Below are 18,509 nucleotides of genomic sequence, written 5' to 3' on the forward strand. Positions count from 1 at the left end.
CCGCCAGTGGGAGATCAGGCACCTCAGTCCTTGAACAACCCAGCGAGGTCTTCGGCCGTGATCGCGCCGCCGGTGAGGGCATCACCTTCCATGACGTCCGCGAACAGCTGCGACTTCCGCGCCTTCAGAGCCATGACCTTTTCCTCGATGGTGTCCTTGGCCACCAGCCGGTACACCATCACATTCCGGGCCTGTCCGATCCGGTGGGTCCGGTCCACAGCCTGCGCCTCTGACGCGGGGTTCCACCAGGGATCCAGCAGGAAGACGTAATCGGCTTCGGTCAGATTCAGCCCAAAGCCGCCGGCCTTCAGTGAAATCAGAAATACGGGCGCGCTGCCATTCTTGAATTCATTGACGACGTCGGTACGGTTCCGGGTGCCGCCGTCGAGATAGCAGAACTCGATCTTCTCCTCCACAAGCCGCTCGCGGACCTTGCCGAGGAAGCCGGTGAACTGGCTGAAGATCAGCGCCCGGTGCCCCTCGGCCACCAGGTCCTCGAGCTGCTCGAAGAGCACATCCAGCTTCGATGAGCGGACGGCGGAGAGCGACGGATCCACCAGGGACGCGTCCAAACTCAGCTGCCGCAGCAGCGTGAGCGACTGGAAGATGGTGAAGCGGTTCTTGTTGACGTCCTCGATCAGGCCCAGGATTTTCTGCCGTTCGCGCTGCAGGTGCGTCTGGTAGACCTTCTGGTGGCGCGGGTTCAGCACCACCTCCAGGATCTGCTCCTGCTTGGGCGGCAGGTCCTTGATGACCTGGTCCTTGGTGCGGCGCATCATCAGCGGACGGACCCGACGGCGGAGCTTCTCCAGCTGCCCCTTGTCGCCGTTCTTTTCCACCGGCTTCTGGTAGTACTCGGCAAACCGCTTGGGGCTCGAGAACAGGCCCGGCGCCACGATGGAGGTCAGCGCCCAGAACTCCATGAGGTTGTTCTCCAGCGGCGTGCCGGTGATGGCCAGCTTGAACGCCGCAGGCAGCTTGCGGGCGCACTGGTAGGCCTTGGACTGGTGATTCTTCACGAACTGGGCTTCATCGAGCACCAAGCCCGCCCAGGCCTTGGAGGCGTAGGAATCGTAGTCGATCCTGAACAGGGCGTAGGAGGTGATGACGATGTCCGCGCCGCCGAGTTCAACCGCGGCATCCTGCCCGTTCTTCGCGAAAGTTTCGCTGACGGTGCGGACCGTCAGGCCCGGCGCGAAGCGTGCGGCTTCAGCCGCCCAGTTGCCCACCACACTGGTGGGCGCCACCACCAAAAAGGGAGTGCCGCCGTCGGGCGCTGGAACGCCGTGCGCTGGAACGCCGGGCGCTGTGGTGGCCGCAAGCTCCGCAGCCTGCTCCTTCGCCGCGCACATCAGCGCGAGGGCCTGCACGGTCTTGCCCAGGCCCATGTCGTCGGCGAGGACTCCGCCCAAGCTGTGCTTGTAGAGGAAGCTCAGCCAGTTGAAACCTTCGAGCTGGTACGGCCGCAGTTCGGCGTTCAGGGAAGGTGGGAGCGGCAGCCCTTCGATCCCGCCCTCAAGCAACCCGCCCACCGCGGAGCGCCACGCCGCGGCCTGCTCGTCCACGATGCCCAGCTGGGCGAGTTCGTCCCAGAGCCCGGCCTGGAAACGGCTGATCTGCAGCGGCGCATCCTTGTTGTCCTGCAGCGAGCGGGCTTCCTCGATCAGGGCCCGCAGCTGGTGGAGTTCCGGCAGGTCCAGGGAGAAATAGGCGCCGCTGGGCAGGAGCATCTTGGTCTGGCCGGCCGCCAGCGCGGAGAACACGGCGGCGAAGGACACCGGCTGGCCCTCGAGCGAAATCTGGATGCCAAGGTCAAACCAGTCGCGCTGCTCCGTGGCCTTGGTGGAAATGGACACCACCGGCGCCTCCTCGGCCTCCCGGTAGTCTGCGATGTCGCCCGCGGTGTCCACGGAAACGTCCGGCGCCTGGCGTAACAGGGGCAGAACCTCCTCGGTGAAGGCCAGGGTGTCCAGGCCGCTCAGTTCTGCCGAAGCCGACAGGCGCGGCGTACCCCAGCCGCCGGTGGCCGATTCACCCAAGGCCGGGACAACGTCCCACGGCTGGCCGATGCCTTCCAGGATGCGGGCCTCGGCGGTGTCGTCACGGTAGCCGTGGTCGCCGGGATGCCGCCAGAGCGGCTGGGCGGTGACCATGTTTCCGGACGTGTAATGCCATTCCCAGTGCAGCCGCACGCGGTGGTCCGCGCCGTAGTTGGCCAGCAGCGACAACGTGGGGACGGCCAGGGCCGGCAGTTGCACCGATTCATCCCTGGCAGTCACCCGGGCCGTCTGCTTGAGCTTCGGGTAGAAGCCGGTGAGGAAGCGGGTCTCATCTTTCGCGGGTATGTGTAGGGTGCTGCCGGCGGTCACGAAGGTCAACAGCTCCTCGCTCAGGCCACTTTCGAGCGGGGCCAGCGTAATCACATTGTCCGCAGCCACCCCGGGCAGCGCCTCGCCGCCGGTGGTCAGGAAAATGCCGTGCGCGGGGCGGCCGATGGTGCCCACCGACGCCGGATCAACCTCTTCCCCCTCCACGGTGATGGTGGGCGCGAGCTCCAGCCCGCCGTCGTCGGCTGCTTTTGCAGTAACGCCCGTGGCACCCTCCGCGGCAGGTGCAGGCGCGCCGTAACGGCTCAGGTTAAGCCCGACGGCGGCGGGAGACTCCGCGAGCCGCACCGGCTCACTGCCGCGGCTGTGGACCAGGGCGAGGCCGATCTTTTTGGCGTCGGCGAGCAGCCCCCACATGTTCTTGCCGGCGAAGGTGTTCAGGCCGAGCCAGAGCGCGGAGGAGTTGTGGACCCGGTTGGCGGCCGCCGTGTGCGCGGCAAGGAAGGTCTGCATCCACTCGATGTGCGCCTCGTTGCATTCGCGCCGGAAGTTCAGGTAGCTCAGGGTGTTCCAGGAGACGTCGCCGCGGATCCATTTGCCCTTGGAGCCCATGATCACGGGCCGGGCCTTGAGTTGGCGCACGCTGCGCAGCGGGTCGCGGCGGCCTGTGTAGGAGAAGTGCGGGGCGGGTTCCTCGATCTCGAACTGGAGGGCCAGCGGGATGCCGTTGCTGGACTGGGTGATGCCGGGCTGCGAAATCAGCGGGCTGAGGGCCTGTTCCCAGTCGGCCAGGTCCAGGCTGGCGGGCTGGCGGGAAAGCCGGGAGACCTCGGCCGGTGCCAGGAGTTGGACGCGGATGGCAGGGTTGTCCTCGGCGGCGAACAGCAGCGCCGCCACGTGTTTGCAGTCCTTGCGGACGGGGCAGCTGCACACGCCCACGGTGCAGCTCCAGCCGCCCGTTTTCCGTACCAGCTTGGCCGTGGTGGAGTAAGGCACGTCCGCGCCTCCCCGGACCTTGCCCAGCATGAGCCCGGTGGTGGCGTCGAACGATATACCGGAAACGCGGCTGCCCATGGCATACGCCAGGCCGGCCGCGAGGGAACGGTCGTTAATGGCGGGAGTCTGTATTGCCAGTGCCGCACTCTCGTCCGGTTGGGATGGCATGGTGCGCGCTACTTTCAGCTGGCCACGGCGGGGCCGTGTCCGATCGGTGGTTATCTGATTCATCTTAGTTCGCCCGGCGGGGGCCCGAAACTTCGCCTGACGTTCACTTCCGCCTCAACCCACCGCTGTCCGGGCCCCCGTAGCGTGAAAGTGTCCCGAGAATCATCCGGTTTTCAGAAGCAGTGAGGAATCCCATGACCACGAGCCAGAACCCCGTCGTCCTGACCAAGGCCAGCATCGAAGCCGGGAGCGAGGAGGTTGTCGATGCCAACGTTCACGTGGTGAACGCCATGTACGGGAGCCTGCTCGACTCCGGCGAAATCGCACCCTCGGCGCTCCGCAGCTACTACGTGGACTTCTACGTCACCCAGTCCCTGGAGGGCGGCTTCGCCCAGTACGTGTTCACCGCCGACCGCGACGAGGTGGACCCGCTGATCCGCGAGGGCCTTGAAAGCATGGGCGCAAAGGCGCACCTGGAGCTCTTCAACCGGACCGTTTCGGTGTTTGATGCGCTGTCCGAGGAGGATGAGGAACGCTACCTCGACGGCGACCTGGACGCCGAGGAAGAGTCCAACGACGCCGTACGCACCATGGAAGAACTCGACGGCGAGTTCGAGGAGCTGTTCGAAACCGAGAACATCACCGCCCTCAATGCCGCCTGGCTCCTGGGCCAGGAAGGCCTGCTGGTGCTGGACGACGAGGAACTCAGCGCCTACATCGAGCGCCAGGTTGAGCTCCTGCCCGACCTCGAAGAGCGCCAGGCCAGGGCCGATGAGGAAGCGCTGGACGAGGCCCCCGATTTCGAAATCATCATCCGGGAACTGTGCGACGTGGCCGGCTACGCCCTCGAAAAAATCACCATGGGGAACCCCAACTACGTCCACAACGGTGAGAAGACGCTGGCCTGGCACTTCAGCACGGACCACGGCGAGTTCCTCATGGTTGAGGAAGAAGACGAGGCGTTCATGATCAACCCGGAAAGCCAGGAAATCGTCGCCGCCGTTGAGTTCGAAGAAGTGGACGACGACGAGATGATCGAGGCGTAGCGCGCCTCACCTGACGCGGGCGGCCGGGTTCGTCGGAAGTTCCGGCGACCCGGTCCGCCCAGCTCGCCCAATTCGCCGGGAGGGTGCGGGGCCGCCGTAGAGTTCTGGTGGCCCCGCAGCGTTCCGGCGATTTMGACGGCGGCTGTTGTGTGAGGTGTTCCGGGCCAGTCCCGTGGCGGGAATCTCCAGGACGTCCCCGTCTCCAGGACGGGTACCGAAAAGAATTTTTCGAAGGGCCGTGACTTTCTCCGTGCGGCCAGCGATGTAGGGCGTGATGGGTTCCTCACGGAACCGGATCTCACATGTTCTCTAGTTTTCGGAGTGTCTTATGTCGTTGTTCACTGTTCTCGCCACCAGCAAAGTCGCAGCCGGAGTCCTCGCCGCAGGCACCTTGGCCGTCGGCGGAACCGGCATCGCCGCTGTTTCCGGCGTCCTTCCGGCCGGCACCCAGCAGACCGCCCACGAACTGCTTGGCGCCCCGGCCCCGAAGCTGACCGCTGACGCTACGGATGTTGCCTTCGCGAAATCTTCAGGCAACGCCTCGGGCGACGCCGCCGTAAAGGGCGACACCGCAGTGACCGGTAAGGCCACCGTGTCAGAAAACAAGCTTGCAGCCGAGGCCGAGGTCTCCGCAGCTGCCGGCACCGCCGTGGACGCCGCTGGCGCCGCAGCCGTCGGCTTGTGCACCGCCTTCACGAACGGCGGACTCAACGCGTCCTCCGAAGGCTTCTCCTCACTGGTTATCGCCGCTAAGGGCGAAGGGAACGTCAAAGCCTTCTGCGCCGACGTCGTCGCCCACGGCACTGCTGCCGCTGAAGCCAAGGCTGCTGCCGAAGGCGCCGCGACCGTCAAGGCCGAGCGCCCCGAACTTCCGGCAGTTCCCGCAGTGCCGGCAGTACCGGGCGCCCACAGCGTTCCCGTCGCTCCGGCTGTACCTGCTGCTCCGGCCGTGCCCGCCGTGACCGCCGTTCCCGGCGACGACGTAGACGTTCCTGTAGTTTCGGGCCGCTAGGACCCTCTCGGCTAGGCTGGACTGCGGGAAAACGGCCCCATAGGGGTTGCCCGCAGCCCAGAACGCCGGGACGAAGCAGTCCATCGCCCGGGACGGAGGAGCCACTGGTGCCAGACACTTTGGCCCAAGAAGACATCGACATATTTGCAGACACTGCCGGCGCTGATCCGGCCGTGCTCTTCGGGGTTGTCTACCGGAGCTTTGCCGGCGCAGTCCTGGGCTACCTCAAGGGGCGCGGCGTCGACGATCCCGAGGCCGTCACCCAGGACGTCTTCCTGGCCTTCTTCCCCAAAATCGGCGAGCTGACCGGCGGCCTGCAGGGCGCCAAGTCCTTGGTGTTTTCGATCGCCCACGCGCGGATGGTGGACCACTACCGGCGCGTGGAACGCAGGCCGGCCTTCGCCCCTTACGACCCCCTGCAGGACGCACGCAGCACGGCCTCCGCAGAGGACCACGCCCTCGAGCACACCGGCGGCGCGGCGGGCATGCTCGAGGGCCTGGCCGACGACCACAGGGAAGTCCTGGCCCTGAGGGTCGTGGCTGATTTATCCATCGAGCAGGTGGCCGGCATCATGGGCAAATCCCCAGGCGCCATCAAGCAGCTCCAACGCCGGGCGCTGCAAAACCTCAAGGACCAAACCCTTCGAAGAAACCAGGCAGACCATGAGTGACATCGCAGGCTCCAGCAGCGACGGGACCGTCGACGAACTGCTCCGTGACGCCGGACTCGACGACGACGCTGCACTCCGTTCCGCCCTGCAGACCCTCCGCGGCCTGGCCGCCGGCCAACCCGAGGCCTCCGCCGCGGTGGCCGCGTTGATGGTCCCGGCACACACACGTCGCGTCGCAGCCGTCCCTGCTCCGGCCTCTGGACCGGATGCCATTACTCAAGCCCAGCCGGTTCATGCGCATGCCGTGGCAACTCCGCCGGCAACCGACGAGCTCGCCGCCCGCCGTCGTGCCAAGCGCCGGATTACCCTCACCACATTGTCGGTGGCCGTTTCGCTGGCGGCCGGCGGCGCCGTCGCGGTTGCCTCCGACCAGGGCCTCCGTGATTCCATCGGCCACGTGAACCAGGCAGTCAGCTCCTTCGTGGCAAACGTGGCCGGAGGGTCAGCTCCTGCCCCCACGGAAACGCCCGCCCCGTTGCCTGCTCGGCCGGTTTCGCCGGCAACAGTGCCCGCCGCGCCGGCCGTCACGCAGCCGGTACCGGCGGCCCCGGGTTCCCATTCCAGCCAGGCCCCGGCTGTGCCGCCCGGCCGGCCGTCCTCCGGTCCGGCCGCGCCGCTCCCGGACCTGCCCGCTCCGCCAAACCTCACGCCGGGCCTCACGCCGGGCGTTCCGGAGGTGCCGGCCCGGGTGCCGAACGGCCAGGGACAGCCCCCAGCGCTGTCCTTGCCGCCCACCCCTCCAGTCACTCTGCCGGGCGTCCAGCCGGTCCAGCCGTAGTCGGGATTGCTGCCGCATCGGTAGTTGCAGTGGCAGCACCCCCGAGTTGATGTGGCTTTGGCGCTCCCCCATTACCAGCGCTCCAGCGCTCCTGCAATCACTCGCCGTTAGTAGCCTGAGCCCGCCGGCTCGATCATCTCGCCGGCCGGGTCCGAGAGGTACCAGGCGCCGCCAACGCCCTGACCCATGACGTCGCCAGGCTTCATGTCCTTCGCGTAGTGGTACAGCGGCCGTCCGTTCAAGGTCAGCTGCTTTGCCCCATCCGGCGTTGTGATGGTACCCAGCATTCCGGTGACCCCTTCGGCGGACGGCGTGGCAGCGGGGGTGAGGGCTGCCGGCCACGACGCCATGCATCCTCCCGTGCAGGCGCTGGTGGCTGCACCCTTCGTGTCCTTGGCGAAAACGTAGAGGCTCATGCCCTTTGCGTCCACCACGATCTTGCCGGCGCTTGAGGACGCCGTCATGAGGTCGACAGCGGGAGCTGCAGCCGTGGCGGTCGGGCCCGCGGACGAGGCCGCGGGACTGGGGGCGGCCACGCTGGGCGCCGCCGTTGTGGTGGTGGTTCCTGGGCTGCCGCCGCAGCCTGCCAGCGCGGCCATGAGGGCCATGGCCGCAAGACTGGTGCCAAGATGCTTTTTCACGGAATTGCTCCCTCGGCTGGTGGCCCGGCTTCGGATCGCCGGACGCTAACCGGTACGACGCCCCAAGGTGAAGAATGGTTCAAGTGGTTGTCCCCCGGTTTCCGGGCCGCCACGTGGCGAAGGCAGCGGGCAGTGAACCGTTTGCGCGCGGCGGACGTCGTATCAGCCGAAACCAGGGTGATCTCAGCCGGAACCGGGGGATCAGCGGCCGCGTTGAGGCGGCAGTGACAAGAGGAGGCAGGCATGCCGCTGGACGAGGATGTGGTGGCCGCGATCTACCGCGAACACGGACCCGCCCTGCGCCGGTTCGTGCTCAGCGCCTCACGGGATCCGCAGCTTGCCGAGGATGTGGTCCAGGAGACGGTGCTCCGCGTCTGGCAGCATGCCCCGAACATCACCGGCAGCCTGCGCAGCTACCTCTTCCGGACGGCGCGCAACATCATGATCGACAACTACCGGAAAGCCCAGCGGAGGCCAGCCGAGGTCACTGAACGCGACGTCGCCGATCCCGCCGAAGCCGTTGAACGGGTGGATGAACTGCTCAACCGGGTGCTCATGGAGGAGGCCCTGATCCGGCTCAGCAGCGAACACCGGAACGTCCTGGTGGCGCTCCACTACCGGCGCTTCACCGTCAACGAGGCCGCCGTTCAACTGAACATTCCCAGCGGAACCGTGAAGTCGCGGGCGTACTACGCGGTCCGGGCCCTGCGGACCATCCTGGATGAGATGGGGGTGGAACGGTGAACGCCGCTGACCTGCACCACTTGCTGGGCGCCTACGTGCTCGGCGGACTGGATTCTGCCGATTCGGAGCGCTTCGAGGAACATCTTCAGGACTGTGCCCGCTGCCGCGCGGACCTCGCCGAACTGGAAAGCATGCCTGCGCTGCTGGACGCGCTTCCGGTGCCGGACGCGGTGGCACTGACGGGAAATTCCCGCATCGCCGCCACCGCAGAGCCGGCCACCTCCGTGCCCCTCGCGGTCCTTGCTGAACTGGCCACCCGCCGTCGTAAATCACGACGGCGGTGGGTGGGGCTGGTGGGCGCCGTCGCCGCCGCGTGCCTCGCGTTGGGTGTGGCGGCAGGACCGCTGCTGAACCGGCCGCCGCAGCCTGACGCCAGCTACTCGGTCCAGGCCGACAGCGGCCTGCGCTTCAGTGTGGACCTGGCCCGGAAGAATTGGGGCACGGAACTGGCGGTGAACGGCAGCAGCATGCCGCTGACCGGAACGTACTCCCTGTGGGTGCGGGACCGCGCCGGTGGGGAGGACCGCGCCTGCGCCTGGACGGCGACGCCCAGCGGCCGGATCAAGGTCACCGGTGCCACCCCGGTTCAGCTGGCCAGCATCGCCACCGTGGAGCTGCGGGACGACGACGAGAAGACGGTCGCCGTGATCACCGTTCCCTAGCTCACCTGGACATCTTCGCCAGCCGGGCCCGGACCACCATGTACAGGCCGTAACAGATCAGGCCGGCACCCACGGCGGCCAGAAGGTAGACACCGAACGGCTGGTCACGGAGTGCTTTGAGTCCGCCGTCGAGGCCCGTGGATTCGTCCGGATGGGCACGCAGGGCAGCGATCGCGATCAGCAGCCCGGTCAGCAGCAGGACGGCACCCTTGGCAATGTAACCGGCGACGCCCAGGACGGTGACTGCTGTCCGGGCGGCCGGGGAAGAGGGCATGACCAGGTGTTTTTCGAAGGACTTCCTGAGACCACGGATGCCATAGACGGCCCCGGTGATGGCGATGCCTGCCCCCACGATGACCAGCAGGGCGACACCGCCGGGGGCCTTCATTACGGTCAGGGTGAGGTCGCTCGCTTTTTGCCTGTTGTCGTTCCCTGAGCCTGTGCCCGTGGCGAAGGCAGTGAGCGTCAGGGCGAAGCCGGTGAACACCAGGGCCTGCGCCGCTGCCTTGGCTTTCTCACTTACTTTTTTCTTGGTGGGAAGCCTGTTGTAATCGAAGATGGCGTCGCTGGCCTGCCACACCGCCAATGCAGCGCAGGCGGCGAAGCTTGCCCATAGAAGGAACGGGCCGGCGGGCTGGCTGGCGAGTTCGGATACAGCCCCGCTGAAGTCTGCATTCCCCGTGCCGCCCATGGCGAGGCGGATGGCGATGGCCCCGACCAGAAAGTGCAGCACGCCGCTTGCTGCGAACCCGGCCCGTGCGAGCAGTTCCAAAGCGTGTGAGTTGGTGACATCCTCCGCCGCGTCCGCGGCCTGCCTGAGTTCTCTTTTTATGACTGTTCCTTTGGCCGGCGCCGGGGAGGCGCGATGGTGTGTCTCCCTCACAATCCCCATCGTGCCACGCAAAGACTGCCTCCAACAGTCCGCCGTCCCGCTGCGCCGATGGGCAGTGATCCCCATCGCGGGGCCCTGGCCGCCGTGCGACCATATGTTCAGCGATAAACCCACTCGTATCACTCTCGGGGGAGAAACCATGACTTTTTACGGCGCGGACGTCAGCCAGTTGCGTGAGCTGGCGAAGGCCGTTGACAAAGCGGCGACGCTGCTCAGCAGCCGGGCCAGCTCCCTGCAGGGCCAGATCCAGTCCGCGCCTTGGAAAGGCCTCGACGGCGAGCGGTTCCGGCAGGAATGGACCGGAAGCCACCGCCCCACGCTGGAGCGCGTGGCGTCCAGCCTGCGCCAGAACTCCAAGCTGCTCCTACAGCACGCGAACGAGCAGGAAAAGGCATCCGATTCCCCCGGCGGCGGGAGCGGCGGCGGCAACTTCCTGGACAAGCTCACGGGTTTGGGTGGCCGAGCCCAGGCATGGCTTGTAGAACAGATGCAGAAAGCTGCCGAGGCGCAGGCRCACCGCCAGGAGCTCGAACAGGGCCTTAACGAGGCGCTCAAGGGCAGCCCGGAGGAACAGGCGAAATGGTGGGCGGGTCTGTCCGAGGCGGACCGGCAGTACCTGATCGAAGGCGAAGGCGAGCACGGACCCCTCGCCGCCGAGCTGATGAAGATGGACGGCGGCATCCCTGAATCCGCCCAGGAGCAGGCTGCCCACCATCTCCAGAAGCTTGCCCTTTCAGACACCGCTGTTTATACCGAGAGCGGCAAGGCCACCATCGACGGCCGGATAGCCTGGTTCCACGCAGGTGCCGAAGTGGGCACCGTGGTGACCGGGAACGCTGATGGTTCAGCCACGCTCAAGGTCTACGGAAATATCGGGGTGGGCGTCAATGACCACACCGGAACTGCTGGCGTCACGCTCAACGGAGAGGGATCACGCGAGTACAAATTCGGCAGTATTGAAGAGGCCATGGCCGCCCGGAACCAGATGTACAGGGACCTTCCGCCGGACAGTATCGGGGAGGTCAAGGAGGTCGCCAGCAATGCGCCGGTCTACCTCGCGGCCACCATCGAGGACGCCGCGAATGACAACGGCAGCGCCGGGTCTGTTGACAAGGTCAAGGGAACGTTCTCTGTTGAAGCCAAGGGCGATGCCGGCCCGGCGTCCGGCTCCGCGAAACTGGACCTTGCCTACGAGCGGAACCTGACCGACGGCACCGCAAAGGCCAGCGGCGAAGTGTCCGCCCAGGGCAAGCTGGACCTGGATGGCCAGCTGTTCACTGCCTCCGGGAAAGGCGGCCTGGAAGTGAACCTGGACAAGGACAGCAGCATCAAATCTATCGCGGTGTCCATGGAGGGCACCGTAGCGCAGGGCGCCAGCGCCGGTCCGGACCTCCAGGGCGCCAAGCTCGAGTCCAACGTGACGGTCGGCACGCAGAGCACCGTCAAGATCGACGTTGCCTACACACCGGACAACGCGCCCGTGATCGACAGCTATATGCGCAACGTGGCGCTTGGCAACAACCATGCGGCAGCCGCGGATGCCGCCAAGCTGTACGAGGCAGGCTCGGCCACCGTCCAGGTCAACAACGTGGTAACAGTGTCCAATGAAGCCGGCGTGGACTTCAAGGCGGGCGAAGTGGAGCTCAAGACGGAGAACAAGGCCACCACCAACGTGTCCACGTACTCTAAGGTCGCGAACGACACCAAGCTCGAGCGGCTCTGACGTGGCCGTGCCTGATCCCAAGACTTACCGCTAAGGAGCAACCATGTCAGTGCACATCGAATCCCCCCTGGGTTTTACCGCAGACTTTCCCGAGCACACGCAAATCCTCGAGGATTCCGCCGCCGGGCCCAACACCGAACAGTATGGCCTCCTGGGAGGCGTCCTGGTCACCGTGATCAAGGATGATAACTCCGTCACGGATGCCCCCGGCGCCAACGGCTGGGCCCATGTCATGTCAGATTTCTACCGCGAACGCGCCGGTACCCTGCTGACCGAAGGTGAGCTGAACCTGCCGGGCAAGTCGGCATACGCCGTCCTGGTGGGCTACTCGGACCCTGAAGGTGCGGCGAGGGTGGCGGCCACCGTCGGCGTCTGGGAGAACAACCGGTTTATCGGTGTGGTGGTGATTTGGCCTTCCGTGAACCCGGAGATTGAACCACGGGTGGGCATGCTGAAGGAGATCGTGTCGTCCATCAGCGTGGCCTGACCCAACTAAGTAGCAGCAGGTGTCGTTTTGAGCGCTGAAAACGACACCAGCTGCTACCTACATGTGGAAGGTCAGCGCCGGCGGTAGCAAAGGTCGAAGATCAGCCGTCCGGCCTCATGGGCTTTGGCTTCGAAGCTGGTCCGGATCCGGCCCTCGAAGCGCGGTGCCCAGCCTCCGGTTTCATCCACGCCCTCGTTGGGGCCGGTCTGCTCCGTGCTGACTGGCGCCCTGCCCTCGCGGACGGGCGCGCCGCCCACCAGGGATTCGACGCCGGATTGCCAAACCTGGGTGAGCGGACTCTCCGGGCCGTGGCGTTCACCGGTGTGGAGGTTTTCGAAGTCCGGGGAGTCCGCCAGGACATCACGGACGTGGACGGCGTAGTTGGACCAGTCAGTGGCAATCCGCCACAGTCCGCCCGTGGCGAGCGCGCGCGCGGCGAGCTCGGCGAATTCCGGCTGGATGAGGCGCCGTTTGTGGTGCCGTGACTTGTGCCAGGGGTCGGGAAAAAACACCCAGAGTTCGCTGACCGAACCTGCCGGCAGCATGGTGGCCAGCACCTCGGGCGCGTTGGCTTCCACCACCCGGACGTTGCTTAGCCCGCGGCTGTTGATCTTGATGATGGTGTTGGCCAGGCCCGGCGTGTAAACCTCCACCGCCAGGAAATCGGTGCCAGGGTTCTGCTCGGCGGCGTGGCAGATGGCGTCTCCCAGCCCGGACCCGATCTCCACCACCAGCGGTGCCTTGCGGCCGAACTCAGCCTCGGCGTCGAACGTGTAGTCCGGGTGGACCGACGTGTTCGCAATGTGCCGCGGCACGTCCACGGCCCAGCGGTCGGCGTGCTCTACCCACGCCGCCTGGCGCCGGCCCTGAAGGCGGGTTCCGCGGCGCACGAAGCTGACGGGCCTGCCGCCGTACGTGCCGAAAGACGCCTGGGTTCCGGGCGTCACCGGCCGCGGGACATGCGGAGGCTGGGGAGTTTCTGGGGATTCGCTCATCCCTTCAAGAATACCCGCGGCATCTGGCCGCCTCTCCGGGGCTCCTCCGCTTGCCGGGCGCATTAACGGGCAATGACACAATGGGTGCCGTGACCCGTGCTGACAACGTTGACGTACCCGGACTGCTCGTCGACGCCGAAATCGACGATGTCCCCCCGGCGTCCCCCACCGCGCTCCCGGACGGGCGCCGCAGCCGCCGTGCCCTGGCCTACCTTGGCCTCTGCCTGGTGCTCATAGGCCTGAACCTCCGTACGGTTTTCTCCAGTTTCGCGGCGGTGCTTCCGGAGATCACGTCCGACGCCGGCCTGCCGGGCTGGGCGGTAGTGGTGCTTACCACCGCGCCTGTCACCCTCCTGGGCGTGTTCGCGCCGCTGGCCCCCCTCCTGGCCCGCAGATTTGGAGCCGAACGGGTGCTGCTGGGCGCCATGGCAGTACTCACGGCCGGGTTGCTGCTCCGGCCCGCGGACATTGGCGGACTGCTGCCGGGCGCCGGCCACCTCCCCACGCTGCTGGTGGGAACGGCCGCCTGCGGGGCCGCCATCGCCCTGTGCAACGTACTCCTGCCGGGGCTGGTGAAACGCGATTTCCCGCACCGGCTGGGCCTCATGGGCGGGCTGTACACCACGGCGATCTGCGCCTCTGCCGCTCTCGGCGCCGGCTTTACCTACCCGGTCTTCACGGCGACGGGGGAGTGGACGGCAGGACTGTGGTTCTGGGCGGTGCCTGCCGCCGTCGTCCTTTTGCTGTTCCTTCCGGTGGCGCTCCGCCAGCACCCCGTCCGGCACCAGGCCGTGTCCGACGGCGTCAACGTGTGGCGCTCCGCGGTGGCCTGGCAGGTGACCATTTTTATGGTGCTGCAGGCCATGATGTCCTTCAGCGTGTTCGCCTGGCTGGCGCCGATCCTTCGTGAACGCGGGGTTGACGGCGGAACTGCCGGGCTCATGGTGTCCGCGTCGATCGTGCTGCAGATGCTGGGCTCCCTGTTCGCCCCTGCCCTGGCGGCACGGTTCAAAGACCAGCGCGCCATCAACGTGGTGGTGGCACTCATGACCGGAGGCGGCTTCGCGCTGAGCATTTTCGGGCCGATGGAGCTCATCTGGGTGTGGGCCGGGCTGCTGGGCCTCGGGCAGGGAAGCCTCACGGCGGTGGCCCTGACCATGATCATGCTGCGGACCCGCGACGGGCACACCGCCGCGCACCTGTCCGGCATGATGCAGGGCGTGGGCTACGGGCTGGGTTCCACCGGCACCCTCCTGGTAGGCCAGTTGCACCAGTCCACCGGCTCCTTCACGGCCGCAGGGCTGCTGTTCCTGGTGGTGGGTTCATTGGCCGCGGTGTTCGGCTTCCGCGCCGGCCGGAACAGGTACATCGACGCCTAGCCGTTCCTGTCCCTGAGCCGTTTCCCGCCGACGGTTCCTGCCTCACCGTTGCCGGAACGTTGCACATCCGGCCGGAAAATCCATTGACAGTGACTGAGCCGCACCCTAGATTTGCCGTAACGTGAATCACCTTTCAGGTTCACTCATGGTTTTCATCGCACCCACTCTCAGATCCCCGGTTTTAATAGGAAAGGCATCCCGTGAAGGATACAAAGAGGTTCCTGCTCGCCGCCGTGATGGCCACGGGGCTTGCCCTCAGCGCCTGCGCGCCCACCCCCGGAGCCGCCGCGCCGGCAGAGTCCGGCAGCACGAAGTCCGCCGAGCCGGTGGACGTTGGCATCATCTACTCCAAGACCGGTCCGCTCGCCGCCTACGGTGCCACGTATTACGAGGGCCTCCAGGCCGGCATCGATCACGCCACGGGCGGGACCGGCGAGGTCAACGGCGCCAAGATCAACCTGACTTACGCTGACGACGGCGGCGATCCGGACAAGGCAGTAACGGCATCCAAGGACCTGATCGGCAAGGGCTACAAGATCATCGGCGGCACCGTGGTCTCCGGCATCGCGCTTAAGCTGGCCGAGCAGGCAGCCCAGAACAAGGTTCTCTACATCTCCGGCCCCGCTGCCACTGACGCCATCCAGGGCATCAACAAGTACACCTTCCGGTCCGGCCGCCAGAGCCTGCAGGACGTTGCCACCGCCGGCTCCTTCATCGACACCAAGGGCAAGAAGGTAGTGGTCTTCGCGCAGGACAACGCGTTCGGCCAGGGCAACGTTGCCGCCGTCAAGGCCGTCCTCGGCGCCAAGGGCGCCACGGTGGAATCGGTCCTCGTCCCGGACGGGCAGGAGCTGACCCCGTTCGCGCGCCAGCTCGTTGACGCCAAGCCGGACATCGTCTTCGTGGCCTGGGCAGGCGCAACCTCCGGCACCATGTGGCAGACGCTCAGCCAGCAGGGCGCCTTCGACGCCGCCCCCGTGGTCACCGGCCTCGGCGACGCGTCCACCTTCGGCGCCTACGGCGAAGCCACCGGCAAGATCAGCTTCCTGAACCACTACTTCCCGGGCGCCTCCGGTACCGAGGTGGAGAAAAAGATGATCGCCGCCGTCGAAAAGGCCGGCCAGAAAGCCGACCTGTTCACTCCGGACGGCTTCGTGGCCGGCCAGATGATCGTCCAGGCCATCAAGGAAGGCGGCTCCGACGCCGACGCGATGGTCAAGGCACTGGAGGGCTTCAGCTTCGACGGCCCCAAGGGCAAGGAGACTGTCCGGGCCTCGGACCACGCGCTGGTCCAGGACATGTACCAGGTCAAGCTCGTGCAGAAGGGCGGCGCCTGGGCGCCCGAGCTCGTCAAGGTGGTCGCGGGCGACCAGGTGGCACCGCCCGAGAAGAAGTAAAGGGCCGGCGAATGAATACCCCAGCCCTGCCTGCCCTCGCGGTGGACGGCCTCGGTCTGCAGATCGGCGGCGCCCGCATCCTCCAGGATGTGAGCTTCGCCGTCGGCGCCGGCGAAATGATCGGCGTCATCGGCCCCAACGGGGCCGGCAAAACCACCCTGTTCAACCTGGTTTCCGGGGTGATGCGGCCTACCGAAGGCAGCGTCAGCCTGAACGGCAGGGAGATCACGGCTGCGCCCATCCACCGCAGGGCGAAGGCAGGGCTGGGGCGGACCTTCCAGACGTCCAATCTCTTTCCGAGGCTCAGCGTTCTGGAGAACGTACGCCTCGCCGCGCAGGCGAAGATCGGCGGCAGCTTCAACCTCCTGCGCTTCCCGTCCGCCTCGGACGAAGCCACCCGGATTGCCCGCGGCACCATCAGTGAAGTAGGGCTTACCGGCCAGCTCACGACGGCGGCGGGGGACCTTTCGCACGGCGAGAAACGCAAAGTGGAGATCGCCGTGCTCCTGGCGACCGATCCCGCCGTCGTCCTCCTTGATGAGCCGATGGCGGGCGTCGCGTCCGGGGACGTTCCGTCCCTCAGCGCGATTATCCGCGGCATGCACCGCGACCGCGGGTGCACCGTGATGATGGTGGAGCACCACATGGACGTGGTCCTGGGCCTGGTGGACCGGGTGGCTGTGATGCACCACGGCAGCCTGCTCGCCCTGGACAGCCCCGACGCCGTGATGGCCGATCCCACCGTGCAGAGCGCCTACCTTGGAGAACCCGTATGACCCCCGGAACGGCCCCGCGCCCCAGCCCCAGAGACCCTGTCCCCAGCAAGCCCATTCTCAGAATTGAAGGGCTCAACGCCCACAGCGCCGGCCAGCAGGTGGTGGAGGACGTGTCCTTTACTGTGCCGGCGACCGGTATCACGGCCCTGCTGGGCCGCAACGGCGTCGGAAAGACCAGCACCATCAAGGCCATCATCGGCCTGATCGACCGCAGCGGCCTGGTGGAACTCGACGGCGTCCGGGTCGAGAAAGAGCCAACCTACAAGATCATCCGCAGCGGCGTGGGCTACGTCCCGGAGGACCGCGAAGTGTTTGCCAAACTCACGGTCGCCGAAAACCTCCGCATGGCCGAACGCGACGCCGCGCCCCGGCGGCAGCTCGTCGAGGAACTCTTCCCCGACCTGCTGGCCCGCTCCGGCCAGATGGCCGGCACCCTCTCCGGCGGCCAGCAGCAGATGGTATCGCTGGCCCGCGCGCTGCTGAACACCAACAAGATCCTCCTCGTCGACGAACCCACCAAGGGCCTCGCGCCGAAGATCGTGGCCGAAGTCGCCGAAACACTCGCCGAAGCGGCCAAAACCGTTCCCATTCTTTTGGTGGAGCAGAACCTGCAGGTGGTCCGCCAGCTAGCGGAAGGCGCCGTGGTCCTCTCCGGTGGAAAGGTGGTCCACACAGGCAACGCCCTGGAATTCCTGGACGACGACGGGCTGACACAACGGCTGCTGGGCGTCTCGACCGAGACGGCACCCCATGAGGCTGCCGCTCACGGGACGGCTCCCCATGCAACGGCATCCCACGAGAAAGGCGCGGCCCTGTGAGTACCGTCGTCCTCCTGCTGTTCACCGGTCTGGGCCTCGGGGCCCTCTACTTCCTGGTGGCCGCCGGCCTGTCCCTGATCTACGGGCTGATGGGCGTGCTGAACTTTGCACACGGCGCGTTCCTGACGCTCGGCGCCTTTGCCGGCTGGGAAATAGCCCGGCGGACCGGCGCCGACAACTGGTGGACGTTCCTTCTGTCCCTGCTGGTCGGAGCCGTCGCCGGAGCCGTGTTTGCCGCGTTCACCGAGTTCGTCCTGATCCGCCGGCTGTATCAGCGGCATATCGAGCAGGTCCTGATCACGGTGGGCCTGTCGCTGGCAGCAGTTGCCCTCTTCGACGGCATCTGGGGCACCGATCCCGTGTTCATCCAGGGCCCGGCCTGGTTCAAGGACACCACCGAAATCCTGGGCGCCCGCATCCCCAATGACCGGTTCATCTGCATCATCGCCGCCGTGCTGGTGCTGCTCGCCCTGGTCTTCTTCCTGAAGAACACGCGGTACGGCATGATCATCCGGGCCGGCGGCGAGAACCGCTCCATGGTGACCGCCCTCGGCATCGATGTCCGCAAAGCCTTCACCCTCGTGTTCACCATCGGCGGCGCCGCGGCGGGCCTGGGCGGGGTCCTGGCCTCGCACTACTTCGGCTACGTCTCCCCGCTGCTGGGCGGCTCACTGCTCATCTTTGCCTTCATCGTCACCGTCATCGGCGGACTCGGTTCCCTGACGGGCGCGGCCATCGCCGCCGTCGCCGTCGCGGTCCTGCAGCAGTTCGCCAACTTCTACCTCGGCGGCACCGGCGACTTCGTTGTGGTGCTGGCCCTGGCGCTTGTGCTGCTGTTCCGCCCCTCCGGCCTGCTCGGGAGAACCTCATGACCACTGAAACCGACGCCACAGAAACCCAGGAAACGCAGGGCAAGTCTCCAGATCCCGCGGGGTTGTGTCGCCGTCGTAAAGCGAACCGTGGTTTAGCGGACGACGGCGGCCGCTCACGCCTGCGG

17 protein-coding genes are annotated in these 18,509 nt (G+C 66.6%); 13 read left to right on the forward strand and 4 right to left on the reverse strand.

The annotated features are described in order from the left end of the window. Positions 1–23 precede the first annotated feature (23 nt). Positions 24–3,491 (reverse strand): DEAD/DEAH box helicase, encoded by a 3,468-nt coding sequence (locus AC1DIM_RS11135; RefSeq protein ID WP_477710542.1) that lies wholly within the window; start codon positions 3,489–3,491, stop codon positions 24–26. A gap of 194 nt (positions 3,492–3,685) precedes the next feature. Between AC1DIM_RS11135 and AC1DIM_RS11140 the strand changes: the two genes are divergently transcribed. The 4 genes from AC1DIM_RS11140 (at position 3,686) to AC1DIM_RS11155 (ending at position 6,998) form a co-directional block, all read left to right on the forward strand. Next, the gene (locus AC1DIM_RS11140) at positions 3,686–4,537 is read left to right on the forward strand and encodes a DMP19 family protein (protein WP_477710543.1); all 852 of its coding nucleotides are present in this window, start codon (positions 3,686–3,688) and stop codon (positions 4,535–4,537) included. A gap of 328 nt (positions 4,538–4,865) precedes the next feature. Beyond that, complete coding sequence (locus AC1DIM_RS11145) at positions 4,866–5,549, forward strand: protein tyrosine phosphatase (RefSeq protein WP_477710544.1); 684 nt, start codon at positions 4,866–4,868, stop codon at positions 5,547–5,549. A 107-nt stretch (positions 5,550–5,656) separates the two neighbouring features. Further along, positions 5,657–6,220: an RNA polymerase sigma factor gene (locus AC1DIM_RS11150; protein ID WP_477710545.1), complete on the forward strand. Its 564-nt coding sequence runs from the start codon at positions 5,657–5,659 to the stop codon at positions 6,218–6,220. Next, positions 6,213–6,998, forward strand: a complete 786-nt coding sequence (locus tag AC1DIM_RS11155; protein ID WP_477710546.1) for a hypothetical protein — start codon at positions 6,213–6,215, stop codon at positions 6,996–6,998. The genes AC1DIM_RS11150 and AC1DIM_RS11155 overlap by 8 nt, the downstream gene beginning before the upstream one ends. Before the next feature lie 107 nt (positions 6,999–7,105). Here AC1DIM_RS11155 and AC1DIM_RS11160 read toward each other — a convergent pair whose 3' ends face one another. Beyond that, a complete protein-coding gene (locus AC1DIM_RS11160) occupies positions 7,106–7,639 on the reverse strand; it encodes a COG4315 family predicted lipoprotein (RefSeq protein ID WP_477710547.1) in 534 nt (177 codons plus the stop codon). A gap of 243 nt (positions 7,640–7,882) precedes the next feature. Here AC1DIM_RS11160 and AC1DIM_RS11165 point away from each other — a divergent pair, with 243 nt between their 5' ends. Then, positions 7,883–8,383 carry a sigma-70 family RNA polymerase sigma factor gene (locus AC1DIM_RS11165; protein ID WP_477710548.1) on the forward strand — a complete coding sequence of 167 codons (501 nt, stop codon included), beginning with the start codon at positions 7,883–7,885 and terminating at the stop codon, positions 8,381–8,383. Continuing rightward, positions 8,380–9,045, forward strand: a complete 666-nt coding sequence (locus AC1DIM_RS11170; protein ID WP_477710549.1) for an anti-sigma factor — start codon at positions 8,380–8,382, stop codon at positions 9,043–9,045. The genes AC1DIM_RS11165 and AC1DIM_RS11170 overlap by 4 nt, the downstream gene beginning before the upstream one ends. A gap of 1 nt (position 9,046) precedes the next feature. Here AC1DIM_RS11170 and AC1DIM_RS11175 read toward each other — a convergent pair whose 3' ends face one another. Next, entirely contained in the window at positions 9,047–9,937 is an 891-nt protein-coding gene (locus AC1DIM_RS11175; RefSeq protein WP_477710550.1) for a DUF1206 domain-containing protein, read from the reverse strand. Positions 9,938–10,076: 139 nt separating this feature from the next. Here AC1DIM_RS11175 and AC1DIM_RS11180 point away from each other — a divergent pair, with 139 nt between their 5' ends. Together AC1DIM_RS11180 and AC1DIM_RS11185 are read left to right on the forward strand one after the other, a co-directional pair. After that, a complete protein-coding gene (locus AC1DIM_RS11180; protein WP_477710551.1) occupies positions 10,077–11,660 on the forward strand; it encodes a hypothetical protein in 1,584 nt (527 codons plus the stop codon). A 43-nt stretch (positions 11,661–11,703) separates the two neighbouring features. Next, on the forward strand, positions 11,704–12,147 hold the full coding sequence (locus AC1DIM_RS11185; RefSeq protein ID WP_477710552.1) for a hypothetical protein: 444 nt from the start codon (positions 11,704–11,706) through the stop codon (positions 12,145–12,147). A gap of 71 nt (positions 12,148–12,218) precedes the next feature. Here the strand turns inward: AC1DIM_RS11185 and trmB are convergent, their stop codons facing one another. Then, the gene (trmB, locus tag AC1DIM_RS11190; protein WP_477710553.1) at positions 12,219–13,142 is read right to left on the reverse strand and encodes a tRNA (guanosine(46)-N7)-methyltransferase TrmB; all 924 of its coding nucleotides are present in this window, start codon (positions 13,140–13,142) and stop codon (positions 12,219–12,221) included. An 80-nt stretch (positions 13,143–13,222) separates the two neighbouring features. On the opposite strand from trmB, the gene AC1DIM_RS11195 reads away from it, so the two are divergent. The 5 genes from AC1DIM_RS11195 to AC1DIM_RS11215 all read left to right on the forward strand — a co-directional run bounded on the left by AC1DIM_RS11195 (position 13,223) and on the right by AC1DIM_RS11215 (position 18,384). Beyond that, entirely contained in the window at positions 13,223–14,521 is a 1,299-nt protein-coding gene (locus AC1DIM_RS11195; RefSeq protein ID WP_477710554.1) for a CynX/NimT family MFS transporter, read from the forward strand. Between the two features lie 200 nt (positions 14,522–14,721). Continuing rightward, on the forward strand, positions 14,722–15,918 hold the full coding sequence (locus AC1DIM_RS11200; protein ID WP_477710555.1) for a substrate-binding domain-containing protein: 1,197 nt from the start codon (positions 14,722–14,724) through the stop codon (positions 15,916–15,918). An 11-nt stretch (positions 15,919–15,929) separates the two neighbouring features. Next, entirely contained in the window at positions 15,930–16,694 is a 765-nt protein-coding gene (locus tag AC1DIM_RS11205) for an ABC transporter ATP-binding protein (protein WP_477710556.1), read from the forward strand. Next, positions 16,691–17,512 (forward strand): ABC transporter ATP-binding protein, encoded by an 822-nt coding sequence (locus tag AC1DIM_RS11210; RefSeq protein ID WP_477710557.1) that lies wholly within the window; start codon positions 16,691–16,693, stop codon positions 17,510–17,512. Before AC1DIM_RS11205 ends, AC1DIM_RS11210 begins: the two co-directional genes overlap by 4 nt. Next, a complete protein-coding gene (locus AC1DIM_RS11215; RefSeq protein ID WP_477710558.1) occupies positions 17,509–18,384 on the forward strand; it encodes a branched-chain amino acid ABC transporter permease in 876 nt (291 codons plus the stop codon). Before AC1DIM_RS11210 ends, AC1DIM_RS11215 begins: the two co-directional genes overlap by 4 nt. Positions 18,385–18,509 lie beyond the last annotated feature (125 nt).

This window comes from Pseudarthrobacter sp. 01T43 (genome assembly GCF_056398665.1).